This window comes from Halobellus captivus (assembly GCF_003697845.1).
GTDB classification, from domain to species: Archaea; Halobacteriota; Halobacteria; order Halobacteriales; family Haloferacaceae; genus Halorubrum; species Halorubrum glutamatedens.
In genome coordinates, this window is sequence record NZ_RDQE01000020.1 from 1 (window position 1) to 18,568 (window position 18,568).

Genomic DNA, 18,568 nt, shown 5'->3' on the forward strand with positions numbered 1-18,568 from the left:
TTAAGCAGGTGCTCTTCCTCTATCTCGCTGTCTGCTTGGGTTGCTTCCACACTCTTCCCAAGCAGACGCTTCCTCTAACCCGATGTGATCGACTGATAATAACTCAGTCGAGGAATTCAACGAGATTGAAGACGATATTCTGGAGGCTGCCAGATCCGTAGAAAGGTCTGTTGACAACCGCTAATAGGAGAAGCCCGACTGAAACGTCGGCTCGAAAACCGGACCCGCGTCCAGGGCGGAATCTACGTTCCCCGAGACAAACGAGATCTTCTCACGCTCGCGTTCCGCAGCTGCCGGGCTCATCTCTCCGAGGTAGTAGTTTCTAAACGTCTCCCAGTCTTCTCAGCCGCCCCAGCTCATGACGACATCAGGAAGAACACCGCAGTCCCACAGAAGATGACCGCCCCAGGTTCGGCGCAGGTCGTGAACGTCGAGGTAGGTCCATCCCTCGTCACCGGTCGCCGCGTATCGGCGCTCGCCGGCGCGCTTCACCCAGCGGTAGATCGAGTTCGGCTCGACGTCGAAGCGCCCGCGTTCTACGTCGGGGGACGAGGCCCCTGTTACGTGCCAGATCGAAGCGGTAATGACGAATACGGCAACGTCCCTGACAGCGACTACAACTTCAGGTGAACCCCCTCCGAATTGGGTCGCCATTGCGTAAAGTGAATCGCTGAATGGTACCAGTCTAACAAAGATTTAACCGATACCGCCGACTCCACGTGATGTGCCATTTCCCCGCGCAAAATCATCCCGTCAACTCTACGACGAAGTCAAATCGTACGACCGGGTGATTACTCCAGACGGACCGCTCGCGAGTGCCCTCAACCGCCAGCTTGATCGGTCACACCTCGGTCCGTTTGCTATACCCCCACGTCGCCTTGCAGTCGGTCGCCGGCAAGAATCTGAGGACCGACTCGCGTTCCTCGGCATGATCGCAAATGAAGATATTTCGTGGAAACGGTGCGCCTACGCAGTCGGGAATATCCTCCAGTGTTGGGAACACCAAGGATCCCACGAGGCTATCTTCGAGTACGACGCCTACATCGACGAGGCCACCGAACGAGCAGTTGAGAGAATCGGTGACCTTGAGACGGCCTCGATGAAGCTCACGAACGACACTATCGATTCGGATCTCGATGTGGTCGTTGTCGAGCCGGAGATGCTCACCCAACTCGAACGAGCGTATCTACCTGCTGAGTACGATACGGTCAGTCTCTTTGCCGACACAGAGTTCGAGCTGCCGCCGTTCCGTATCCATGAGTCACCAACAGCGATCATCGAGACGGTCGTCGATGCGGTCACCGAGACAAACGCCGAAAACGTCGGGATCGTTCTCGATCAGGAAAGCGAGTACTCACCGCTCATTGAGTCTGCCCTCGAGGCAGCCGACATCCCATTTTTCGGCGGACCAGGCTTTACTGATCGCAGCGAACACCGCTTGTTCCTACATCTCCTCCGGACTGCCCACCGTGGAACTGACACTCGAATCAGCGAGATTCGATCGCTGCTGACAGCTTTTGACTGCGATGTTACCGACCGTGAGGCGGACAAGCGGCTCCACGAACTCGATGATGGTGACCTTTCGTGGCTGATCGACTTCTGTCACGAGATTCAGGAGTACACGTTTTCGGACGCGCTCTCGGCGTTCGAACACCGTGCCGACGACACGCTTGATGCCTTTCGAACGGAGCTAGAAGAACTCGGCATCGCCGACGAGATCGTTACGGAAGCGCGCCTCGACGAGTTGTCGTTCTATCTACAGACGTATGAGGTACCTGTTGACCGGGACAATGAAGGCGTCCTGCTCGCTGACGCGAAGTCGGCATCATACGTCGGCCGTGAAGTCGTCTTCTACCTGGGTCTCGATGATCGGTGGACTCACTCGGCACCGCGTCGTCCATGGGTTGATCAGGATGCTCAGTTCACGCGGAATCTCAAGAGCTTCCAGTTGCTGTTACAGAGCGGGAGCCAGCAACACTATCTCGTTCAGGATGCGACCGGCGGATCGCCGGTTACCCCGTGTCTGTACTTCGAAGAGCTCCTTGAACGAGAATACGATCGTTTCTCAGAACTGCCGTCTACCACCCATCAACTCCGATCTGAACCACATGATGGGGCTGTATTCAACACAGAGTCAGTTGACGTGTCTCCTGAACCAGTCGAGACGATCAGTAAGTCGAGTCTCAACACCTACGTGAACTCACCGCGAGATTACTACTTCAGCCGGATCGTCGACGGCCCAGAGAAAGAGTATCTCACTGAAGGCAACCTACTCCATGACTTTGCGGAGTTCTACGTCACCCATCCTGCGGTCGTCGACGACGCGGCGCTGACAGAAGTCGTTGACCTCATGCTTGATGAAGTCCGTCCGCTGATCCGCTCCGTTGATGAACAGACTCGTCGGACTGAGTACCGTCTAAGCCTCGAAACAATCGTCTCGTACCTCGACGACAACCCCCCGACAGACGGAGCGTTCCTTACGCCCTCCAGCAGTACTGAGAACGCTATTGCCGACTACTTCGGGTACGAGATCGAGTCGCCGGTAACTGAACGCCGGTTCGTTGATGAGGATCTTGGTATCAACGGAATGATCGACCTTGTCCAGTCGCAAACCGAACTGCTGGATTACAAAAGCGGGAGTAAGAACGACGCCAATTCGATCGTCCAAGACGCCGCGATCGACAACCCATCCGACGAACCGGATTTCCAAGCATTGCTATATCTTACCTACTGGCGCTCACAAACGCCCGCTCAACAGCTCTCGTTTACGTTCTTCTACGTTACTGAACTCGTCGACGACGCTATCGCCGGTGACGTTGATATCGACGACGCGCTGACGACGGTGACGTACTATCCCGGATCTCTCACAGATCACGTCCGAACAGAGGAGTTCTTCGAGTACCTTCGTGAGGAGGGGGCGAACAAGTGCCAGAAGATTCTCTCGAAGATCGACTACCAGACGTACGCTGCTCTCTTCGATGCCGCACCACTCGTTGAGACAACTGACAGCGACGAACTCATCGAGTCAGAGTTCGGCCGGACGATGATTGAACGACTCGAGGCAGAGATTGGAGAGTACAAGTACGTAAAGACGGGGAGCAAACAGGTTATGCGGGAAATCGCCCGCCAACAGAAAGGTGCGTTCTTTAAACCTGACTTGGATGCGTTTGAGTCGTTTGTTGAGGAGCGACTGACAGAGCTCAACCGACGTCGTACAGGTGACGAGCCGTTTCCCATTGAGGGACTTGCCGGCGAGCCGAATTACCGGCGGGTGGATAATCGTGATTTGCTCTTGGAGGGTGAACAATGAGCGACATCGAACCGAATCCGGAGCAACGCGACCTCATTGAGTCAACCGACGGCCTGTACATCGTCGACGCTGGTGCTGGCACCGGGAAGACCTTCACTGTCACCCGGCGGTATGCGAACATCGTCGATCAGGACGGGATCGATCCGTCTGATGTCCTGTTGGTAACGTTCACGAACAACGCAGCTGAGGAGATGCGAGAACGGATCGTGCGGAACAGCGAGTACGGAATGCGGGAGCTCTCGAACGCCCCGATCCAGACGTTCCACTCGTTGGCACACGATATCCTCGATGAGCACGGCCATGATGCGCCAACATATCTCGGCGTGGAGGAGACGATCACCGGCTCGACGCGGATCATCGAAGACGATATCATCGAACAGGCGCTGTTTCGAGAGTTCATCGGCCAGTTCATCGACTCGCACCCTGAGTACAACGAGTTCTTCACAGCGATCTCAGAAACGAAAGAACTGCTCGATCTCATCAAAGAGCTTTCTGCGAAGGGTGTCTTTCCCACCGAAACCGGCTGGTACCGCGACGGTGAATCACACCTCGACGGTGACTTTGCGGCGTTTGAGATGCTGTTCACCGATATAAATCAACCTCGAAACGGTGGCAGCAAGCAGTCGAAGCTCCGGTCGAAGCTCAGCAAATATGGGAAAGAGAAGACCTACCTCCCAGAGGCACCTGAGAGATGGGAGCTTCGCGGGAACGGCAAACAGATTCCAGCGGATGTCGCTGGACGCGTTTTCGAGGACGATCGAACAGCACTCAAGCAGTTCGTTCACGATGTGTATCACGCCTACCTTGAGTTTGCGCTTCGACGGAACTACCTGAACTTCGGGTTCCTTCAGCTGTTTGCGTTCGTCCTTCTGTGTGAAGACCACGATCTTCGAGAGCGACTGGGCTACGAGTATGTGATGGTCGACGAGTTCCAAGACTCCAGTGAGATCCAGTTCAAACTCATGCTTCTTCTGGCCGGCACAGAGAATATCTGTGTGGTCGGTGACTGGAAGCAAAGTATCTACAGCTTCCAATACGCCGACGTCGACAACATCCGAGAGTTCGACGAGCGACTCGACCGGTTCGCCGAAGAGCTGAATCGGGACGCAGATCGCGTCACATTCCCGACGACGACGGCTGCCAGCAAACAACTGACACGGAACTACCGGTCGACCCAATCTATCCTACGGTTCTCGACACAGGCGCTGACGGCTCGTGCGACGAACAGTGAGTTACTCGATGTTGAGGCAATCTCCGAGGCGGTCACACGGTTGAAGGCGGACACAGACCATGACGAGAGCCGTATCGAGGCGCTCACGAGTGAGGATGAACACGAGGCGATTCTCGCGAAAATCGACGACATCGTCGACAATGATGACTACGCCATTGAGGGTGACGATGGCGAGTACCGCGCGCCGACGTACGGTGATATCGCCGTATTGACCCGAACCCGCGATTTCGGACGGGACATACTCGACACGGCAAGCGAATACAACCTGCCGATGGCCTACGAGGGAGGGATCGAAGTCTTCCGAACCGATGCTGCGAAATTGCTGTTAGCGTGGCTCCGCATCCTCGAACGTGACGCCGACCGTGGTTGGGCACTCGTCTTAGAAGAGGCCGGATACACAATCGACGAGGTGAAAGCGATCACCGATCGCGGGGCGTACCCTGAAGCGATGGTTACCTTCCGTGAAAACCTTCGGGAGATGGAGACATTCGGGGGTGTCGCCCGTCGCGTGTTCGATCGGTACGACCGGAGTGGTCCAACCGCGGACGTTGTCCTTGACACTATTCAGTCGGTCCATGGGACGACAACGTTCACTCGTGGAGAGCTCATCCAGTTTATCGAAGCCGCGATCGAAGACGGCAGCACCCATGAGGTCGACGCTGGTGCGGGAACGAATGCGGTGACTGTTCAGACCATCCACGCAACGAAAGGGCTCGAATATCCGATTGTCATCCTCGCGAATATGAACACGAACAAGTTCCCATCAACCGGTGGCAGCGGGAGCGATATCGCGTACACAGATCCAATCGGGCTCCGACAGCGAAAGGTGTACTCTGCGGAGGCTCACGATGTCCCACACGTCTACGACAACTGGCAGACAGACGTTCTCAATAAGTGTCTCTCCCAGAACTACGATGAGGAACGCCGACTGCTCTACGTGGCTATTACGCGTGCTGAGAGCCACGTCATTCTAACCGGCGGTGAGAATCCAAATGTGTTCCTCGACGAACTCCCCGTTACTATCGAAACAGTCGATCCAGATCTGTCGTCCTTCAACGCAGTAGACAACGAGTCTTCACCGTTTACCGTTGACATTCCGGATCCTGATGGGCCAGCAAGCTACTCCCCGCATACGTTCATCGACGATACCGTGTTCGAAGGAGACACCGGTGGTCGAGGGATGGAGTTTGGCTCGGAAGTTCACGAGTTCGCAGAGCGGTATGTACTCGGTGAGGTTGTCGACACCGGGGACAACCCTGATAAGGAGAATGTGAAGGAACTCTTAGAGTCACTTGACGGTGAAACGAAAGCCGAAATCGACGCGTTCCTTCCGTTGACTGTCGATGACAAGGAGGTGACGATCGGTGGGATCATCGACTTACTCCACATCACGCCTGACCAGATCGATATCATCGACTACAAAACTGACCTCACAACCCACGCCGAAGACGAGTACGAGAAACAGCTCAGTATTTACTACCACGTCGTTGCCGACCAATATCCAGATCGAGAAGTCACTGCCTCAATCTTCTACACCAATGATGGTGACCGGCGCAGGATCACCCATCTCAGCAAACCAGAACTCAGAGAGATGGTCCGAACACATCGTGTATGACTTCTTCTGTACAAATCTAAAATCCCCGAATATATTCTACCACATCATATTAAATAAGCCCTAAGATGAGCCTAAATGGCCTATAGCTTCCTAAGAACACAGTATGATGTCGTGGTAGATTCTCATCTAGACAGATCTTCTTAAGAAGATCTGTCTAGACGTAGATTTATAACCCTGCCGGAATAACCTCTGGTGTAATGAGTAACGTTCCGACACGCAAGAACGACGGCGAGCCGGAAGCTGAAGAGGCCTGTGAGCCGCGCGTTCCAGTCGGTGTGTTACGTGGTCTTCGAGATCTTGAAAACGGTGATACGGCAACCAAAGACGATCTCGAATCTGCCCTTAATTTCTAAATTACAGCCTTCTCTCTGTGAGCTACGTTCCGTTATCGGACGACGAGACAAGGGTCATTTTCACCTCAGAAGCGAGCTCGAACCTGGCTGGATTAGAGGGTAGTGAGCAGCAGGCTATTCTGAAAAAGATTCTATCAATCCTCCAGAGTGAAAGTCCACCAAGTTCTTTTGTCCGTGAGGAGATACAAAATCTAGATATTATTGCTATTGGCTCGCAGATCCGTCTGTACTCCAAGGTTGTCGAACGTATCCCAAGAGGGAATGCGGAGTTCGACATTTTGTATATCTTTTATATTGACGATGATCACGACTACGAACAACGTGCTCTTGCGACCTACTCACATGAGGCGCAGACAAAGATGGAGAGGCTGACTTCGCTTGAAACCGTGTTTGACGTTCAAGAGTACTTTGAGGAAATGAATGCACTTGATGAAGACGATATTCGAGATCTACTGGACGAATGAACCACTTCCTTGGAGGCGCGTAGCTTTACTGTGTCCGATACTGACTGAGAAGGCTTCATTAGTACATCATTTCGAAGATCAGTAGTATTTCAAATCTTGAATACGTAAGAGAGGGTATGTATGACCTCACAGGCTTTCAGCGGGATTTGTTGTACGTAATTGCCGGCCTTGATGACCCACACGGGCTCGCAATCAAAGACGAACTCGAGGACTACTACGAAAAAGAGATCCACCACGGTCGGCTCTATCCGAATCTCGACACACTCGTTGAGAAGGGACTTGTCGAAAAAAGTCAACGCGATCGACGAACTAACGAGTACACAACCACTCGTCGAGGCACCAGAGAGATCAAGGCCCGAGCTGAATGGGAAGCTGGGTATATCAACCACGACGGGTGATCGAACCGCTACGTTCGAGGACTGTTTGACTCTAGTACTTCACGTTCCTCAAAAGCCGAACCAAACTTCGAACTCGACTAAACACCCGACAGAGGAGCAACAACTGTTTGTCAATAAGAAGAAAATTTGATTATGATCGAGATCTAATTATGAACTATGAGTAAGACAGAACAATCAAATAACTCTGAAAAAGAGGTTGTCGCCGTCACTAAGCACGGCCAGGCGACCATCCCAAAACGGTTCCGCGAAAAGCTCGGGATCGAAGCGCCTGGGAAGGTGTTGTTCCGGGAAACCGAAGATGGAGAGGTGATCGTTGAACAGGTCCGCTCACCGAGCGAGATGCGCGGCTTTGCCGCCCGTAGCGAAGCGAGTACGGACAAGCCTGCGTCCGAGATCCTCAAAGAGAAACGCGATCAGGACCGGAAAGAACGCGACTCACAATTCTCAACTGAAGAGTAATGGCGGTTCCTGACCGCGTTGTCTTCGACGCCGAGCCACTGATTGCACACGCCGACGATGAACCAGGCAGCGAGATTGTAGAAGAGTATCTCGACGCGGTCGCAGTCGAGGACACTGTCGGCTACGCCAGCTACGTGAATTTCGCTGAGATCCGGTACACAATCGCCCGGAAGTACGACCGCGACACAGCCGACGAGTATCTCGATTGGCTGACTGATCTCGGTATCAAAACGGTAGATGTCAGCGATACTTGGACGGACGCCTCGGAGTATACGCTCAAGTATAATCCTGCGCTTGGCGACTCGTTCGCGCTGGCAACGGCTGAACATGTCGACGCGACGCTCTTAGTTGGCGGTGACGACGATTATGATGACGTCTCCGATATCCCGGTCGAACGGTTCCGCGACGGTTCCGCGTAGGCACCCGTTCGAAGATCTGACTTGTCTGTGACCCACAACCAACATTCTATGACTGTCTGACGAACTCTTAAGCCTCTCCGATATCTTTGCTCTCTTTGAGGGCAAAGACACGTATGAGACTCGGAGTTACCAACCAGAAAGGCGGTGCTGGGAAGACGACCACGACACTGAACGTCGCCGGCGCACTAAACCAGCGCGGCCATGATGTTCTTGTCATCGACCTCGACCCACAGGGACATGCCACTGAGGGGCTCGGTTTCGAGGATCTGTACGACGATCCAGATCGTGACTCGCTGTTCGACGTCCTCCCTGATCTCGACCGGATGGGCGACCTCGAGCAGCTAGCCGTCGAGCACCAAGAGGTCGACGTCGTTCCCAGTCACGAGCGGATGATCAACGCCGAGGATGAGCTCGCGAACGTGATGAAGCGTGAGGAGCGCCTTGACATGCTTTTCAAAGAGAGCGACGCCGATCAGCGCTGGGACTACATCCTCGTTGACTGTCCCCCGAACCTCGGTGTGCTCACCGACAACGCAATCGTCGCGACGGGGAACGTCCTGATCCCCGCGCAGGCGAAGTCGACGAGCATCCGCGCAATCGAGCTCCTGTTCAAGCAGTTGCGGTCGATCGAGTCCGCATTCGGCGATGTCGACGAGGTTGGACTCGTCGCGAACGAGGTCGGCGTCGACGGCGAGGCCGAGGAGATGATGGAGTGGTTCAAAGACATCTTTGAGGACAGAGAGAGCTGTGAGGTCTTTGAGATCAGAAAGCGCGTCGCACTACAACGGGCGTGGAACGCCGGCGTCTCCATCTTCGAACACGAGGAGGACTGCGACATGGAAGAGGTGTACCTCGATGTCGCTGAGCACTTGGAGGACTATGCTGATGACTGACAGTGATGAGAAGCGCGATCGGAACCCTTGGGACGACCGCTACGACCACGATGACGACAATCATGACGATGCCGTCCCCGAAGACGATCTGTCGACCTCAGAGACAGAAGAGACATCAAACACAGCAAATACATCAAAGGACTCAAAGACCTCAAAGAGACCAGAAACCACAAAGATGTCAAAGAGCAAAATGAACGCAGAGAGCGAGGAGAACAGAGAGAGCAACGGGACTGTCCGAGAGCGAAAGAACGTGAACATGTACCTCCCAGAGACGCTTGTTGACGAACTACAACTACGCTACTCAGAACTGAACGTCAAGTGGCGACGACAACACGGCGAGGACATGCCGAAAAACGAGGAGTTCTACCCGGCGGCAGTTCGGGCAGCACTGGGGGGGTCGTCTATCGAGGACGAACTCGGCCTTGAGGAGTAGCGGCCACACAGTAGTTGAGGCCGGTCATCTCAATGCATATGCCTCAAGCCCTCTCTGCTCAGTGGCTCAGAGTTGGTCGATCGGCTTGTTGATGATTTGGAAGACTTCGCTCGCCCGGTAGAACCGATTCCGGTCTTTCCCGGTGAGTTCTTCGAGTATTCCGTCATCTTCAAGCTGTCCGATCAGTCGGTTAGCCGTGCTGTATTCGACGTCCAACCAGTCGGCTGCTGTGTTCACGTCCAGGTACGGATCTTCGAAGAGGCGCATCACCAGTTCAAGGATATTCTCAGACCGCTCGCTCTGATAGCGCTGTTGATAGTCTTCTCGGAGGTCGACTAACAGGTTGGCCCGCTGGTGGGCCTCACCTGCTTGCGACTGCACGCCACGCAGGAAAAACAGGAGCCACTCTTCCCATTCACCGTGCTGACTGACTGCCAAGAGATGATCGACGTACGCTGAACGTCGTGCGTTGAAATACGAACTCAGGTAGAGATATGGCTCGGGCAAGAGACCGTCACGTTGTAGGAGGAGACTGATCAATAGTCGCCCAAGTCGTCCATTCCCATCGAGAAACGGGTGAATCGTCTCGAACTGGTAGTGGATTAGCCCGATTCGGAGGAGTGGATGCAGATTCGTCTCTTGGTTCGCATACTCGAGCAAGTCTTCGAGAAGGTCAGGAATCTCGTTCGGTGGTGGCGGGACGTATCTGGCGTCTTGGATGTATGGCGTACTGCCGATGAAGTTCTGAGTCGAACGGAGGTCCCCTGGGTCAGCCTCATCTCCACGGACACCCGAAAGCAACCGGTCGTGCATCTCGCATAACAATTCGACGGTGATTGGATCGCCAGCTGTGATCGCATCCAATCCGTGCGTTAGCGCGTGTAGATAGTTGATGACTTCCTGGGTTCCCTGCTGCCTGTCTTCATCGATGAGTGCTTCCTGTCCGGCCTCATAGGCGTAGATGTCTGAGAGGGTCGCATGTGTGCCTTCGATTTGCGAGGATTCCAGCGCTTCTTTTCGGATGAACGGCTCGATTAGGATCTCTCTTGGGCCGACACGTGGGCCGATACCGTGGAGTCGACCCAGTGCCTGTGTCGCCTCCGCCAGCGGTGTAATGAGCTGCTCAGTGCTAACTGAGGGGGGGAGCGGGTCAGGGCGGAATGCCGAATATGTCCCCTTCGGTGTCGTCGTGGGGACGATTTCACCGGGAGCTGTCTCGCCGAAATTATCTCGCTCCATTAGTGGCATCCCGACAAATACGCTGGCTACTATTGGTATTTTTGGTGCTAAATCAAAATAGTAGGATGGGTGATTGCACTGTCACAACTACTCAGAATCTCTGAGGATAGATTTGACCCACATATTCTATTCACTACTTTGCGCATGAAACACCCGCTAGAAAGGACTGTGAACTTATTGACTGAGTGTGGGTGCTCGGCGGAATCATCTCGATATTTTGAATTGGCCGCTTGCTGTTTCCCCGATATGATGACAGACGAACTCGGATCCTTGCTCGAATGGTTCGACCTGAAGGACGAACTTCGGACGGGATGGGAACTCCGGAATGTCGACTCGCCTGAATCGGTCGCAGCCCACACGTGGGGGACAGCGGCGCTTTGTCTGCTCTATGCCGACCAAGAAGATGTTGACCGCCAGAAAGCAGTGACGATGGCCCTCATTCACGACCTCGGCGAAGCTCGCACGGGCGATATTGCAACCCGTGCGGAGGACGGACGCCAGACCATTCCCACGTCCGAGAAAGAGACGGCTGAACGGAGCGCGGTAACCGATCTCGTCGGGCCCTTCAACGATTCCGAACTGCTGTCGCTCTGGGAAGAGTACGAAGCCCGTGACACCCCGACGGCACAGTTCGTCAAAGACATGGATCTTGTTGATAATTGTCTCCAGGCGCTCAAGTATGAGCGCCAAAATAGGTACGATGAAGCCGAAACAACTGACCACTTCACCGAGTTCGAGAATCTAGACGAGTTCTTTGCTACCGCCGCGCCACGCTTCCAGACAGAATTCGGCCAGGACCTGTTTAAGCAAATCAAATCGGAATACGAAAGCGAAATCGGACGACCTTGCCAACTATGAATTAGTCTTTGTCACTTACAGGTTCCTCGGTCAGTGTACACCCTGTGTTGATCGGAACCGGTAGAAATCATCAGCTTCTAAGGATTTCAACAGAGCCTTATCAACCAAATTGCCGGGTCACTGAATATATACACTTCAGCGAACAACGTTCTAGCACGTAGTCTATGTCAAGTATGCCATCCAGTCGGTCTCCTGATTCACAGTGGTGGTACGGAGTCGCGTTCTTTATTGGTATTGGGATTAACGTGGACTTCGTACGGTATCCTTCAGATAGTTAGCGAATCGCAAGCCGGGTCGCCTCCGAGTCTGATTCCATCTAATCCGGAACTGAGTTTGGTATTTCTGTTCTCTTCCCTCACAGTGGCAGCCACAGTATTGGTCGGCAGTCTACTGGCCCCCATATACTCACTATGCCTCTATCTCGATGTTAGAACGCTCCGAAAGAACGACAGTAACTGGATACCCAGTCGAATTCTGTGGGGGGGCAGTTGGCATACTGCACTTGGGTTCGTTCGTATTTTCGGCTGTACAGTTAGTTACGATTCCAGCGGGGGTAGTATACCTGTACAGGCGTTACAGCAAGGTTGGACTGGCATAAACCAATTGTGTGGATCTGTTGAAATCCTTAGAAGCTGATGATTTCTACCAGTTCCGATCAACACTGGTGATCTACCTATCCTGACGTTCTCTTTCTATTATCTGTTCCAACTCTTTCTGAGTTATGACTGCCGAGAACAGATCAGGGTTTAACCGTTCGCCAAGCTGTCGATATGCGCGTTCGGACAACCAATAATACTGTAAGGTGTCGTCAAAGCGTGCCGCAATCGCTTCACCTTCGCTATCTAAGAAGTAGGCGTGTGTCAGACCCGGAATATACAACGACAGCACGGCTTCGACTACATCTGGGGTCGCAGCGCATCGCCCCTCAATCGTTCCATCATTGTACTCGCTCTCGACGTACGAGATTTCATTTTCTAGGAGCGTCTTGACGGCCTCTTCATTCCGATTCCGGAGAAATTCATCTATCCCTTGAACTCCGACTGTGGCTACTTTCCGAGGATTTACGTCCAGAACTGCTTCCGTAATCGTTCGTGCGAGTTCGTGGTATCGGTCCGACGGAAGTCCGTCTTTATGGAGGATGTATTTCGTTTCGTCGTCCGGTCCGTCAACGGATTCGTGGAAACCGCCCGCCTTCTTGGTGGTCTCCATCCTGGCTTTGATAGCCTCCTCTAATTCGTCCATATCCACCTCTCCTAACACCTGAGCGAGTCGTTCACTTCCACTGGGCTTACTCCCGTTTGACATTATTAGATGCCCGCGTTCTTCACAGATAAGACTACTACCTTTGATCGATAGCGGGTCATTGCTCAGTACGCAGTTCTCATCGACCAGCATTTTCAGTCGAGAATATGTCTGAAGAAGAGGATTTCAACAGAGCCAGGAGTTCTTATTCCTTGAAGAACACGTGCTACGTGACGCTGAACGGCATTACCAGCCAGTATGTCGGGCGGCGGGGAAAGCGTACTGTTACTTCCCTCAAATACCGAGATCGCGGAACGTCCAGTCATTCGAGAGATCGGCATCGAAGCCCATCTCTTCGACGAGGTCTCGGATACGCTGTTCGACTGTCTCGTCGAGTTCGAAGGCGTAATCCAACTCATCGTACCAGTCGTAGTACCGTGGCATCCCCGGCCAGTGGCTGTCTGTTTTCAGTCCGTAGACGCAGTCAAGCAGGTAGCGACGATATGGCATATCGTCACGGGTGACGCGAGGGAGCGTCCCATTGATCGATTCGTCTCGTACTAGCTGTTCAAGTAGGTCGACGGCAGCGTACTGGTCAGCGTAGAAGGCGTGTTCGACTGTTGGGTTGACGGAGAAGATGTCCTCCGTCGTACGGGCGTGGAGCTGGTCGACGACCGAGTGGTTTGGATGTCCGATTCCCCACCCATAGGCATGGACTTCCTCGCGCGCGACATCGTCGCTTTCGGGAGCGTTGACCGCGACAGTGTTCAGGTATTCGAGTGCCTTGACCGGAATCGCCTCGACACCATCGGTTATCCGCGTTCGAATAAGATATCGCCCGACAGCGTTTGCTATTGTGGGCGTGACGAGCGGAAATTCGTCCTTCTCAGTGGGCTCATGCGCATCGATTACATCCGCAAGGAATGGCCAACCGTGTACTTTCGCTGCATCGTCGAGTTCGTTGCTGACGCGCTCGTAGTATGGCCAGAACACGTCTCGAAACGTATCTCCACTGCTGTCTTCCTCGACTGCAGTCGAGAGTGCTGCTTCGAATTCGACGACTGCGTAGTGTAGGGCATCCACGTCACCGTCGGAGAAACGATCAAGCAGGTTATCGAGTTCGGCAACCGCTTCGTTCTGTTTTTGGCTTGGAGATGAGTCAGATTTAGACCTCCCCGAATCGGTCGAGGTTGAGAACGTGTCCGATTGGACATCGCCACAGTCGTGAAGTCGGAGACGAGTGAGTGTCTCGAACGACTCCCCGCAATCGTCGCACTCGTGAGCCATAGTCCGACTAGAGGCATGTGGAGGAAATGTGTTCCCCCTGGAACCGGATTGCGGAACTAATCTCTCTCCCCTAGCGAGTCCCGACCTTCCCCAATCTCGATGTCTCTTATCGAGATGGACGAGGACTTCTGCGTGTCCAAGTCAGTATCTCGTAGTGGCTTCGACTCCCGAGTCTCGTCGAACGATCTTTCGACGTATCGCTCAGCGATCGTACGTTGAGTGGCCGGCGTATGATTCGACACCACTGTATGATCGAACGTCGCTCGCGGGACTGGAATCAGATGTTCGGACGATTTCGGAGACGTGGTTCAGCCACGAGAGCCACAACTCGGTCGAAAAGTTCGTCTGTTCGCTGCCGCTCGCTTACTTCAAATTCGAGACCCATGACCGCTATGCGGGATCGACGAGCTACGAGATGGACACCCTCTTTCGAGTGTTCATGTTGAAACAACTCCACGGATGCGACCACGAGACAGCACTCGTCGGATTCCTCGAGTGCCACCCTGAATTGCGTGAGCAACTCGGACTCGAGAGCGTTCCGAATCAGTCGACGCTCTGGCGTAGCTGGCACAAGCGCTTCACGGGTGAGTTACGCGAGACGGTTGAGACGGCTGCCCGGACGGCCCTGATCAATGCCCAAAACGCGGGTGTGAGCGTTCCGCGTGACCCGGACAGGACGCTCCCTCAGCGAGGAGACAGTACCGGAGACTCCGATCCGGACGAGCAGACCGTGCTGGAACAGGCGGGAACGATTACGGATCACGTCAGTCGCGTTGTCTTCCCGGCGTTCTCGATGGATCGCGGAGAGGGCTGTGAGATTCACGAGAATGCCTACTGGGACTTACAGACCTATCTCGGCCTCCGCGAGAACTTAGCTGCCAATGAGGGGGCTCGGAGCTTCATTTACGAGTCGACGCGTAGTCGGACACCGCTGGGGCACGCCCATCGTGATCAGATTCGTGACCTCTCGATAGCGGAGATTCGTGAGATGTACCGTCAGGCCGTGAAACGGCTACTGGATGAAGTCGCGGAGACAGAGCAGTTCTTCCGAGCCGGAATCGTGGCCATCGACATCACTGAAGCTGAACCCTTCACCGGTGATAGAACAGGTCATGAGGATGAGATCATCGGGACAAAAGAGAAGACCGACGAATACGCCTATCAGTGGGCGACCGTCCAGCTCGTCGGTAATGCGGTCCCGATTGTCTTAGACGCAAGGCCGGTGCGGCGTGGCGAGAGTCGGCTCGAAATCGTCGAGGATCTACTTGACCCGGCTGAGGACCTCGTCCACGTCGACAGAGTGCTGATGGACAGAGAATTCGACAGCCAACACGTCTTGGAGATGCTGAGCCAACGCGGGCTCACGTACGTCGTTCCAAAGCGGATGCACACGAGCGAGAGAGCCCAGGCGAAACGGCTCTTGAAGAGTGAGACAGATCGATACGTGAACGACCGTAAGCTCCACTTGGGCAAGAATGAGTGGCACCAGACGACGCTCGTGTACCGTCGAAACGAGAATTCTGAGCACACTGACCACCGGCAGTATTCGGTGTTCATGTGCAACGGTAATGTGGGACTGCTGAGTGAGTACGGCTATCGCTGGGAGATCGAGAGCGGCTACCGGAGCATTAAGCGGTTCATGGCCGCGACAACCTCGAAGAACTTCGTACTGAGATTCTTCTACTTTGCGTTCGCCTGTCTGCTGTACTCAATCTGGCGGGCCGTCGACCTCCTCGTGCAAGTCGAGTTGACGGGTGAGTACGAGCATTCTCCGATTGTGACTGCGGACAATACGCTCACACTGTTGAAGAAGGAAACTGGAGTCGGGTAATCGCTGATATTGAGCCAGTGAGAACAGGGGTAACGAGCGGCAGCGCTGTTCTGATCTCTTCAAATACGCAGTTCTAGTTGGGATACTAACTGGAAGTGGTGTCCCGACCCGAGTGTGAACCGTGTCAAGTTCGGTGGTTCGGCTGATATCGTGCATACCAGCGGTGCTATAGCCGCCGTAGTCTCAACTTCCCATAGTTTCGGAAAGTAGGGGTAGCTACCAACCGAATCAACCGATTGTAGGGGGTGAATCGGTATTTGGGAGGTCAGTCGGGACTTGCTCCGGCCACCACCGACGAAAACATACTCTTTCCGAGAAATACCGGCGAAAACGGAGTGTGGCAGAGCTACGAGTCGCTAATCGGTCAGAATAATTACCAGAAAGTTGCCCCCGTCAGAACGGCGGGTCGACCCCGTCCGGCAACAGCATCAACGCCACCACGGTCATGTGGAGGTCGGCCAGCGTCAGCAACGGATCCAACCGCTCCTCGTGCGGCCCCCGGCCGTACTCGTCGTACACCTCCGACACCAACGTCTTCAGCGAGTGATCCACCATCCGCCACAGATTGTACAGCAGCAGGCTGTACGTGAACGTGAAGAACCGCATCCGGTAGTCCGTCGACCGGATCGACGGCAGCAGCGGCTTGACCATCTTGTACTCGATTTCGATGTCCCACCGCTTGGAGTACTCGTCAGAGAGCCCGATGGCCTCCATCGGCGACACGTCGTCCGCGTTCGTCACGAACACGGCGTACTCGTTGTCCTCGTCCACGGCCCAGTCCTCGTCCTCCGCCGGCACGTACAGAAAGCTCGCGTCGTGGCTGTAGCCGTCCTCGCCCACGGTCGGGTCGTCCGCCACGTCCACGTACGGGGTGTCCGAGGTCAGGTACAGGGACGCGTCCCGTTCGACGCGACTCCGCAGCGTCATGTCTTCCTTCACGTCGCCCAACTTGTCGGCGACGTTCTCGCCCCCGACGGTCGCGTTCTTCTTTTTGGGAATCAGGTAGTTCACGCCGTGGTACTGGTCGATGACGTGGCCGACGGCGTGTCCGTCGAACGCCCGGTCGGCCATCACGAGCTGGATGTCGACGTGCTTCCGCGCCTGTGTGAGCAAGCGGTCGACCACTTCGGCCCAGCTGACGGTCTCCCCCTCCTCCCCTTCCCACGTCGAGTCGTGACGGACGGGTTCGACCGCCAGCACGATGGGTGCGTTCCGACCGACGACCGTGAGCGTCGCGTACTCGTACTGGTAGGTGTGGCTGTCCTCGCCGCCGTTCACCATCTCGGGGTAGTCGTCCTTTGGCACCTTCGTCCTTCCCGTGTCTCTGCCGACCGCGATCCGGTCGTCCTCCGGCTCGATGTCCTCTTCGTCCTTCCACGGGGAGACGTTGAACGGGTCGTGGGTCGTGTCGAGGGCGGCCACCACCGGCTCTGTGAACAGCGCGGTCGGCGCGATGTTGGTCATCTGCCTGTCGACGGCGGCGTTGAACTGGTTCGTGACAGAGGAGGCGACGTCTCGCCAGTCGGGCGTGGGGAGGCGGGCTCCGGGGTACTCGGAGAGGTCGTAGTCGTGGTCGTCGGGGAGGCCGAGCATCTGGACTGCGTACAGGTGGGTGTCGTGGTGGAGTGCGTCCCGGCGGAACTTGTTGAACGTCCGGAACACGCTGTGCGTCCCCGCGCGTTTCGAGAGGCTCATCGCGGTCTGGTGTTCCCACACCCGCCTGTCGGCGTGCTTGGTGTTGTCGGCGCGGCCGGTGTCAAGCACCGGCCAGACCTCGTTTTGCGCCCCGGTGATGACGTGCTTGGCGTGCCGATCCACGTAGTGGTGAATCGGCTCGCCGCTCGCCGCGACCTCCTCCGGTGACGGATCGCTGTCTGGCGGTTGGTCGGGGCTGTACGTGGAGTCGTGTTCCTCGGTCAACTCGGCAAACTCGTCGGCGACCGCCCGCAGGAAATGGCGCGTGTCCAGATCCTCGAACCGGTGTCGCTTCGTGTAGGAGATGGTCTCCTGCGACGGGGCACCGTCCAAGCCGAACCGCTGCTGGAGGTAGGGCCAGTTTTCGAGCTGGTCGGAGATGGCCTCCTGACTCATCCCGGTCACGCGCCTGTAGATGGCCAGTTTGAGCATCCCCTCGAAGTCGAAGGGGGTGTTGGTCTGGTGGTCGTGTCCGTCCGCGAGGAGGTGGGTCGGGAGGACGATCTTTCCGATGACGTACGTGAGATTGCCGTGTTCGGGGAAGAGTTCCTCCGCCTGCAGCCGCACGTCGTTCACGGCGTCTCGGAGGGAGTCGTCCAGCGGCATCTATGGAGGGTTCGAGACGGTGACGACTCGGTGTCTCCTCGGGTCGGCTGTCGCCGCGTCCGCCGCGTTCGCGAGCATCATTTTGCCGATCAATGGTATGATTTGTACTAAACTGAGGGCGTGTCGTTTCCGTGTTTCCGGGAAGCAGACCCCGTCGGTGACTGATGCCTGTGAAGTGGCGGGACGCGTAAACGCGTGTCGATATTCTATCCGCTCTGCACCGTTCAGCGGCGGC

General features: G+C 55.2%; 16 protein-coding genes. 11 read left to right on the forward strand and 5 right to left on the reverse strand.

Annotation, left to right across the window (positions count from 1 at the left end):
- Positions 1–342: 342 nt before the first annotated feature.
- Positions 343–654, reverse strand: coding sequence for a hypothetical protein (locus EAO78_RS16450; RefSeq protein ID WP_122106872.1), 312 nt, complete (start codon positions 652–654; stop codon positions 343–345).
- 70 nt (positions 655–724) lie between these two features.
- Between EAO78_RS16450 and EAO78_RS16455 the strand changes: the two genes are divergently transcribed.
- The 9 genes from EAO78_RS16455 (at position 725) to EAO78_RS18545 (ending at position 9,575) form a co-directional block, all read left to right on the forward strand.
- Positions 725–3,310, forward strand: coding sequence for a PD-(D/E)XK nuclease family protein (locus EAO78_RS16455; RefSeq protein ID WP_122106873.1), 2,586 nt, complete (start codon positions 725–727; stop codon positions 3,308–3,310).
- The gene (locus tag EAO78_RS16460; protein ID WP_122106874.1) at positions 3,307–6,156 is read left to right on the forward strand and encodes a UvrD-helicase domain-containing protein; all 2,850 of its coding nucleotides are present in this window, start codon (positions 3,307–3,309) and stop codon (positions 6,154–6,156) included. The genes EAO78_RS16455 and EAO78_RS16460 overlap by 4 nt, the downstream gene beginning before the upstream one ends.
- Positions 6,157–6,353: 197 nt before the next feature.
- Positions 6,354–6,509 carry a hypothetical protein gene (locus EAO78_RS17985; protein ID WP_162498093.1) on the forward strand — a complete coding sequence of 52 codons (156 nt, stop codon included), beginning with the start codon at positions 6,354–6,356 and terminating at the stop codon, positions 6,507–6,509.
- Between the two features lie 17 nt (positions 6,510–6,526).
- Positions 6,527–6,973, forward strand: a complete 447-nt coding sequence (locus EAO78_RS16465) for a hypothetical protein (RefSeq protein WP_122106875.1) — start codon at positions 6,527–6,529, stop codon at positions 6,971–6,973.
- A 116-nt stretch (positions 6,974–7,089) separates the two neighbouring features.
- Positions 7,090–7,371: a helix-turn-helix transcriptional regulator gene (locus EAO78_RS16470; RefSeq protein ID WP_122106876.1), complete on the forward strand. Its 282-nt coding sequence runs from the start codon at positions 7,090–7,092 to the stop codon at positions 7,369–7,371.
- Between the two features lie 156 nt (positions 7,372–7,527).
- Positions 7,528–7,830 (forward strand): AbrB/MazE/SpoVT family DNA-binding domain-containing protein, encoded by a 303-nt coding sequence (locus EAO78_RS16475; RefSeq protein WP_122106877.1) that lies wholly within the window; start codon positions 7,528–7,530, stop codon positions 7,828–7,830.
- Positions 7,830–8,249 (forward strand): PIN domain-containing protein, encoded by a 420-nt coding sequence (locus EAO78_RS16480; protein WP_050034079.1) that lies wholly within the window; start codon positions 7,830–7,832, stop codon positions 8,247–8,249. Before EAO78_RS16475 ends, EAO78_RS16480 begins: the two co-directional genes overlap by 1 nt.
- Before the next feature lie 113 nt (positions 8,250–8,362).
- A complete protein-coding gene (locus EAO78_RS16485; protein WP_122106878.1) occupies positions 8,363–9,142 on the forward strand; it encodes a ParA family protein in 780 nt (259 codons plus the stop codon).
- Positions 9,135–9,575, forward strand: coding sequence for a hypothetical protein (locus tag EAO78_RS18545; protein WP_238987743.1), 441 nt, complete (start codon positions 9,135–9,137; stop codon positions 9,573–9,575). Before EAO78_RS16485 ends, EAO78_RS18545 begins: the two co-directional genes overlap by 8 nt.
- A gap of 66 nt (positions 9,576–9,641) precedes the next feature.
- On the opposite strand, the gene EAO78_RS16495 is transcribed toward EAO78_RS18545, so the two are convergent.
- Positions 9,642–10,814: a Fic family protein gene (locus tag EAO78_RS16495; protein ID WP_122106879.1), complete on the reverse strand. Its 1,173-nt coding sequence runs from the start codon at positions 10,812–10,814 to the stop codon at positions 9,642–9,644.
- Positions 10,815–11,060: 246 nt separating this feature from the next.
- Here EAO78_RS16495 and EAO78_RS16500 point away from each other — a divergent pair, with 246 nt between their 5' ends.
- The gene (locus EAO78_RS16500; RefSeq protein ID WP_010890466.1) at positions 11,061–11,672 is read left to right on the forward strand and encodes an HD domain-containing protein; all 612 of its coding nucleotides are present in this window, start codon (positions 11,061–11,063) and stop codon (positions 11,670–11,672) included.
- Positions 11,673–12,341: 669 nt separating this feature from the next.
- Here the strand turns inward: EAO78_RS16500 and EAO78_RS16505 are convergent.
- Together EAO78_RS16505 and EAO78_RS16510 are read right to left on the reverse strand one after the other, a co-directional pair.
- On the reverse strand, positions 12,342–13,067 hold the full coding sequence (locus tag EAO78_RS16505; RefSeq protein ID WP_238987744.1) for a hypothetical protein: 726 nt from the start codon (positions 13,065–13,067) through the stop codon (positions 12,342–12,344).
- A gap of 141 nt (positions 13,068–13,208) precedes the next feature.
- Complete coding sequence (locus EAO78_RS16510) at positions 13,209–14,201, reverse strand: hypothetical protein (protein WP_122106881.1); 993 nt, start codon at positions 14,199–14,201, stop codon at positions 13,209–13,211.
- 154 nt (positions 14,202–14,355) lie between these two features.
- Between EAO78_RS16510 and EAO78_RS16515 the strand changes: the two genes are divergently transcribed.
- A complete protein-coding gene (locus EAO78_RS16515; protein WP_122106882.1) occupies positions 14,356–16,032 on the forward strand; it encodes a transposase in 1,677 nt (558 codons plus the stop codon).
- A gap of 393 nt (positions 16,033–16,425) precedes the next feature.
- Here EAO78_RS16515 and EAO78_RS16520 read toward each other — a convergent pair whose 3' ends face one another.
- Complete coding sequence (locus EAO78_RS16520) at positions 16,426–18,333, reverse strand: hypothetical protein (protein WP_122106883.1); 1,908 nt, start codon at positions 18,331–18,333, stop codon at positions 16,426–16,428.
- Positions 18,334–18,568 lie beyond the last annotated feature (235 nt).

Bases quoted from the DNA above. Each gene is read 5' to 3' on its own strand.
- EAO78_RS16450 (WP_122106872.1), bottom strand. From the start codon at position 654: ATGGCGACCCAATTCGGAGGGGGTTCACCTGAAGTTGTAGTCGCTGTC.
- EAO78_RS16460 (WP_122106874.1), top strand. From the start codon at position 3,307: ATGAGCGACATCGAACCGAATCCGGAGCAACGCGACCTCATTGAGTCA.
- EAO78_RS17985 (WP_162498093.1), top strand. From the start codon at position 6,354: ATGAGTAACGTTCCGACACGCAAGAACGACGGCGAGCCGGAAGCTGAA.
- EAO78_RS16470 (WP_122106876.1), top strand. From the start codon at position 7,090: ATGTATGACCTCACAGGCTTTCAGCGGGATTTGTTGTACGTAATTGCC.
- EAO78_RS16475 (WP_122106877.1), top strand. From the start codon at position 7,528: ATGAGTAAGACAGAACAATCAAATAACTCTGAAAAAGAGGTTGTCGCC.
- EAO78_RS16480 (WP_050034079.1), top strand. From the start codon at position 7,830: ATGGCGGTTCCTGACCGCGTTGTCTTCGACGCCGAGCCACTGATTGCA.
- EAO78_RS16485 (WP_122106878.1), top strand. From the start codon at position 8,363: ATGAGACTCGGAGTTACCAACCAGAAAGGCGGTGCTGGGAAGACGACC.
- EAO78_RS18545 (WP_238987743.1), top strand. From the start codon at position 9,135: ATGACTGACAGTGATGAGAAGCGCGATCGGAACCCTTGGGACGACCGC.
- EAO78_RS16495 (WP_122106879.1), bottom strand. From the start codon at position 10,814: ATGGAGCGAGATAATTTCGGCGAGACAGCTCCCGGTGAAATCGTCCCC.
- EAO78_RS16500 (WP_010890466.1), top strand. From the start codon at position 11,061: ATGATGACAGACGAACTCGGATCCTTGCTCGAATGGTTCGACCTGAAG.
- EAO78_RS16505 (WP_238987744.1), bottom strand. From the start codon at position 13,067: ATGCTGGTCGATGAGAACTGCGTACTGAGCAATGACCCGCTATCGATC.
- EAO78_RS16510 (WP_122106881.1), bottom strand. From the start codon at position 14,201: ATGGCTCACGAGTGCGACGATTGCGGGGAGTCGTTCGAGACACTCACT.
- EAO78_RS16520 (WP_122106883.1), bottom strand. From the start codon at position 18,333: ATGCCGCTGGACGACTCCCTCCGAGACGCCGTGAACGACGTGCGGCTG.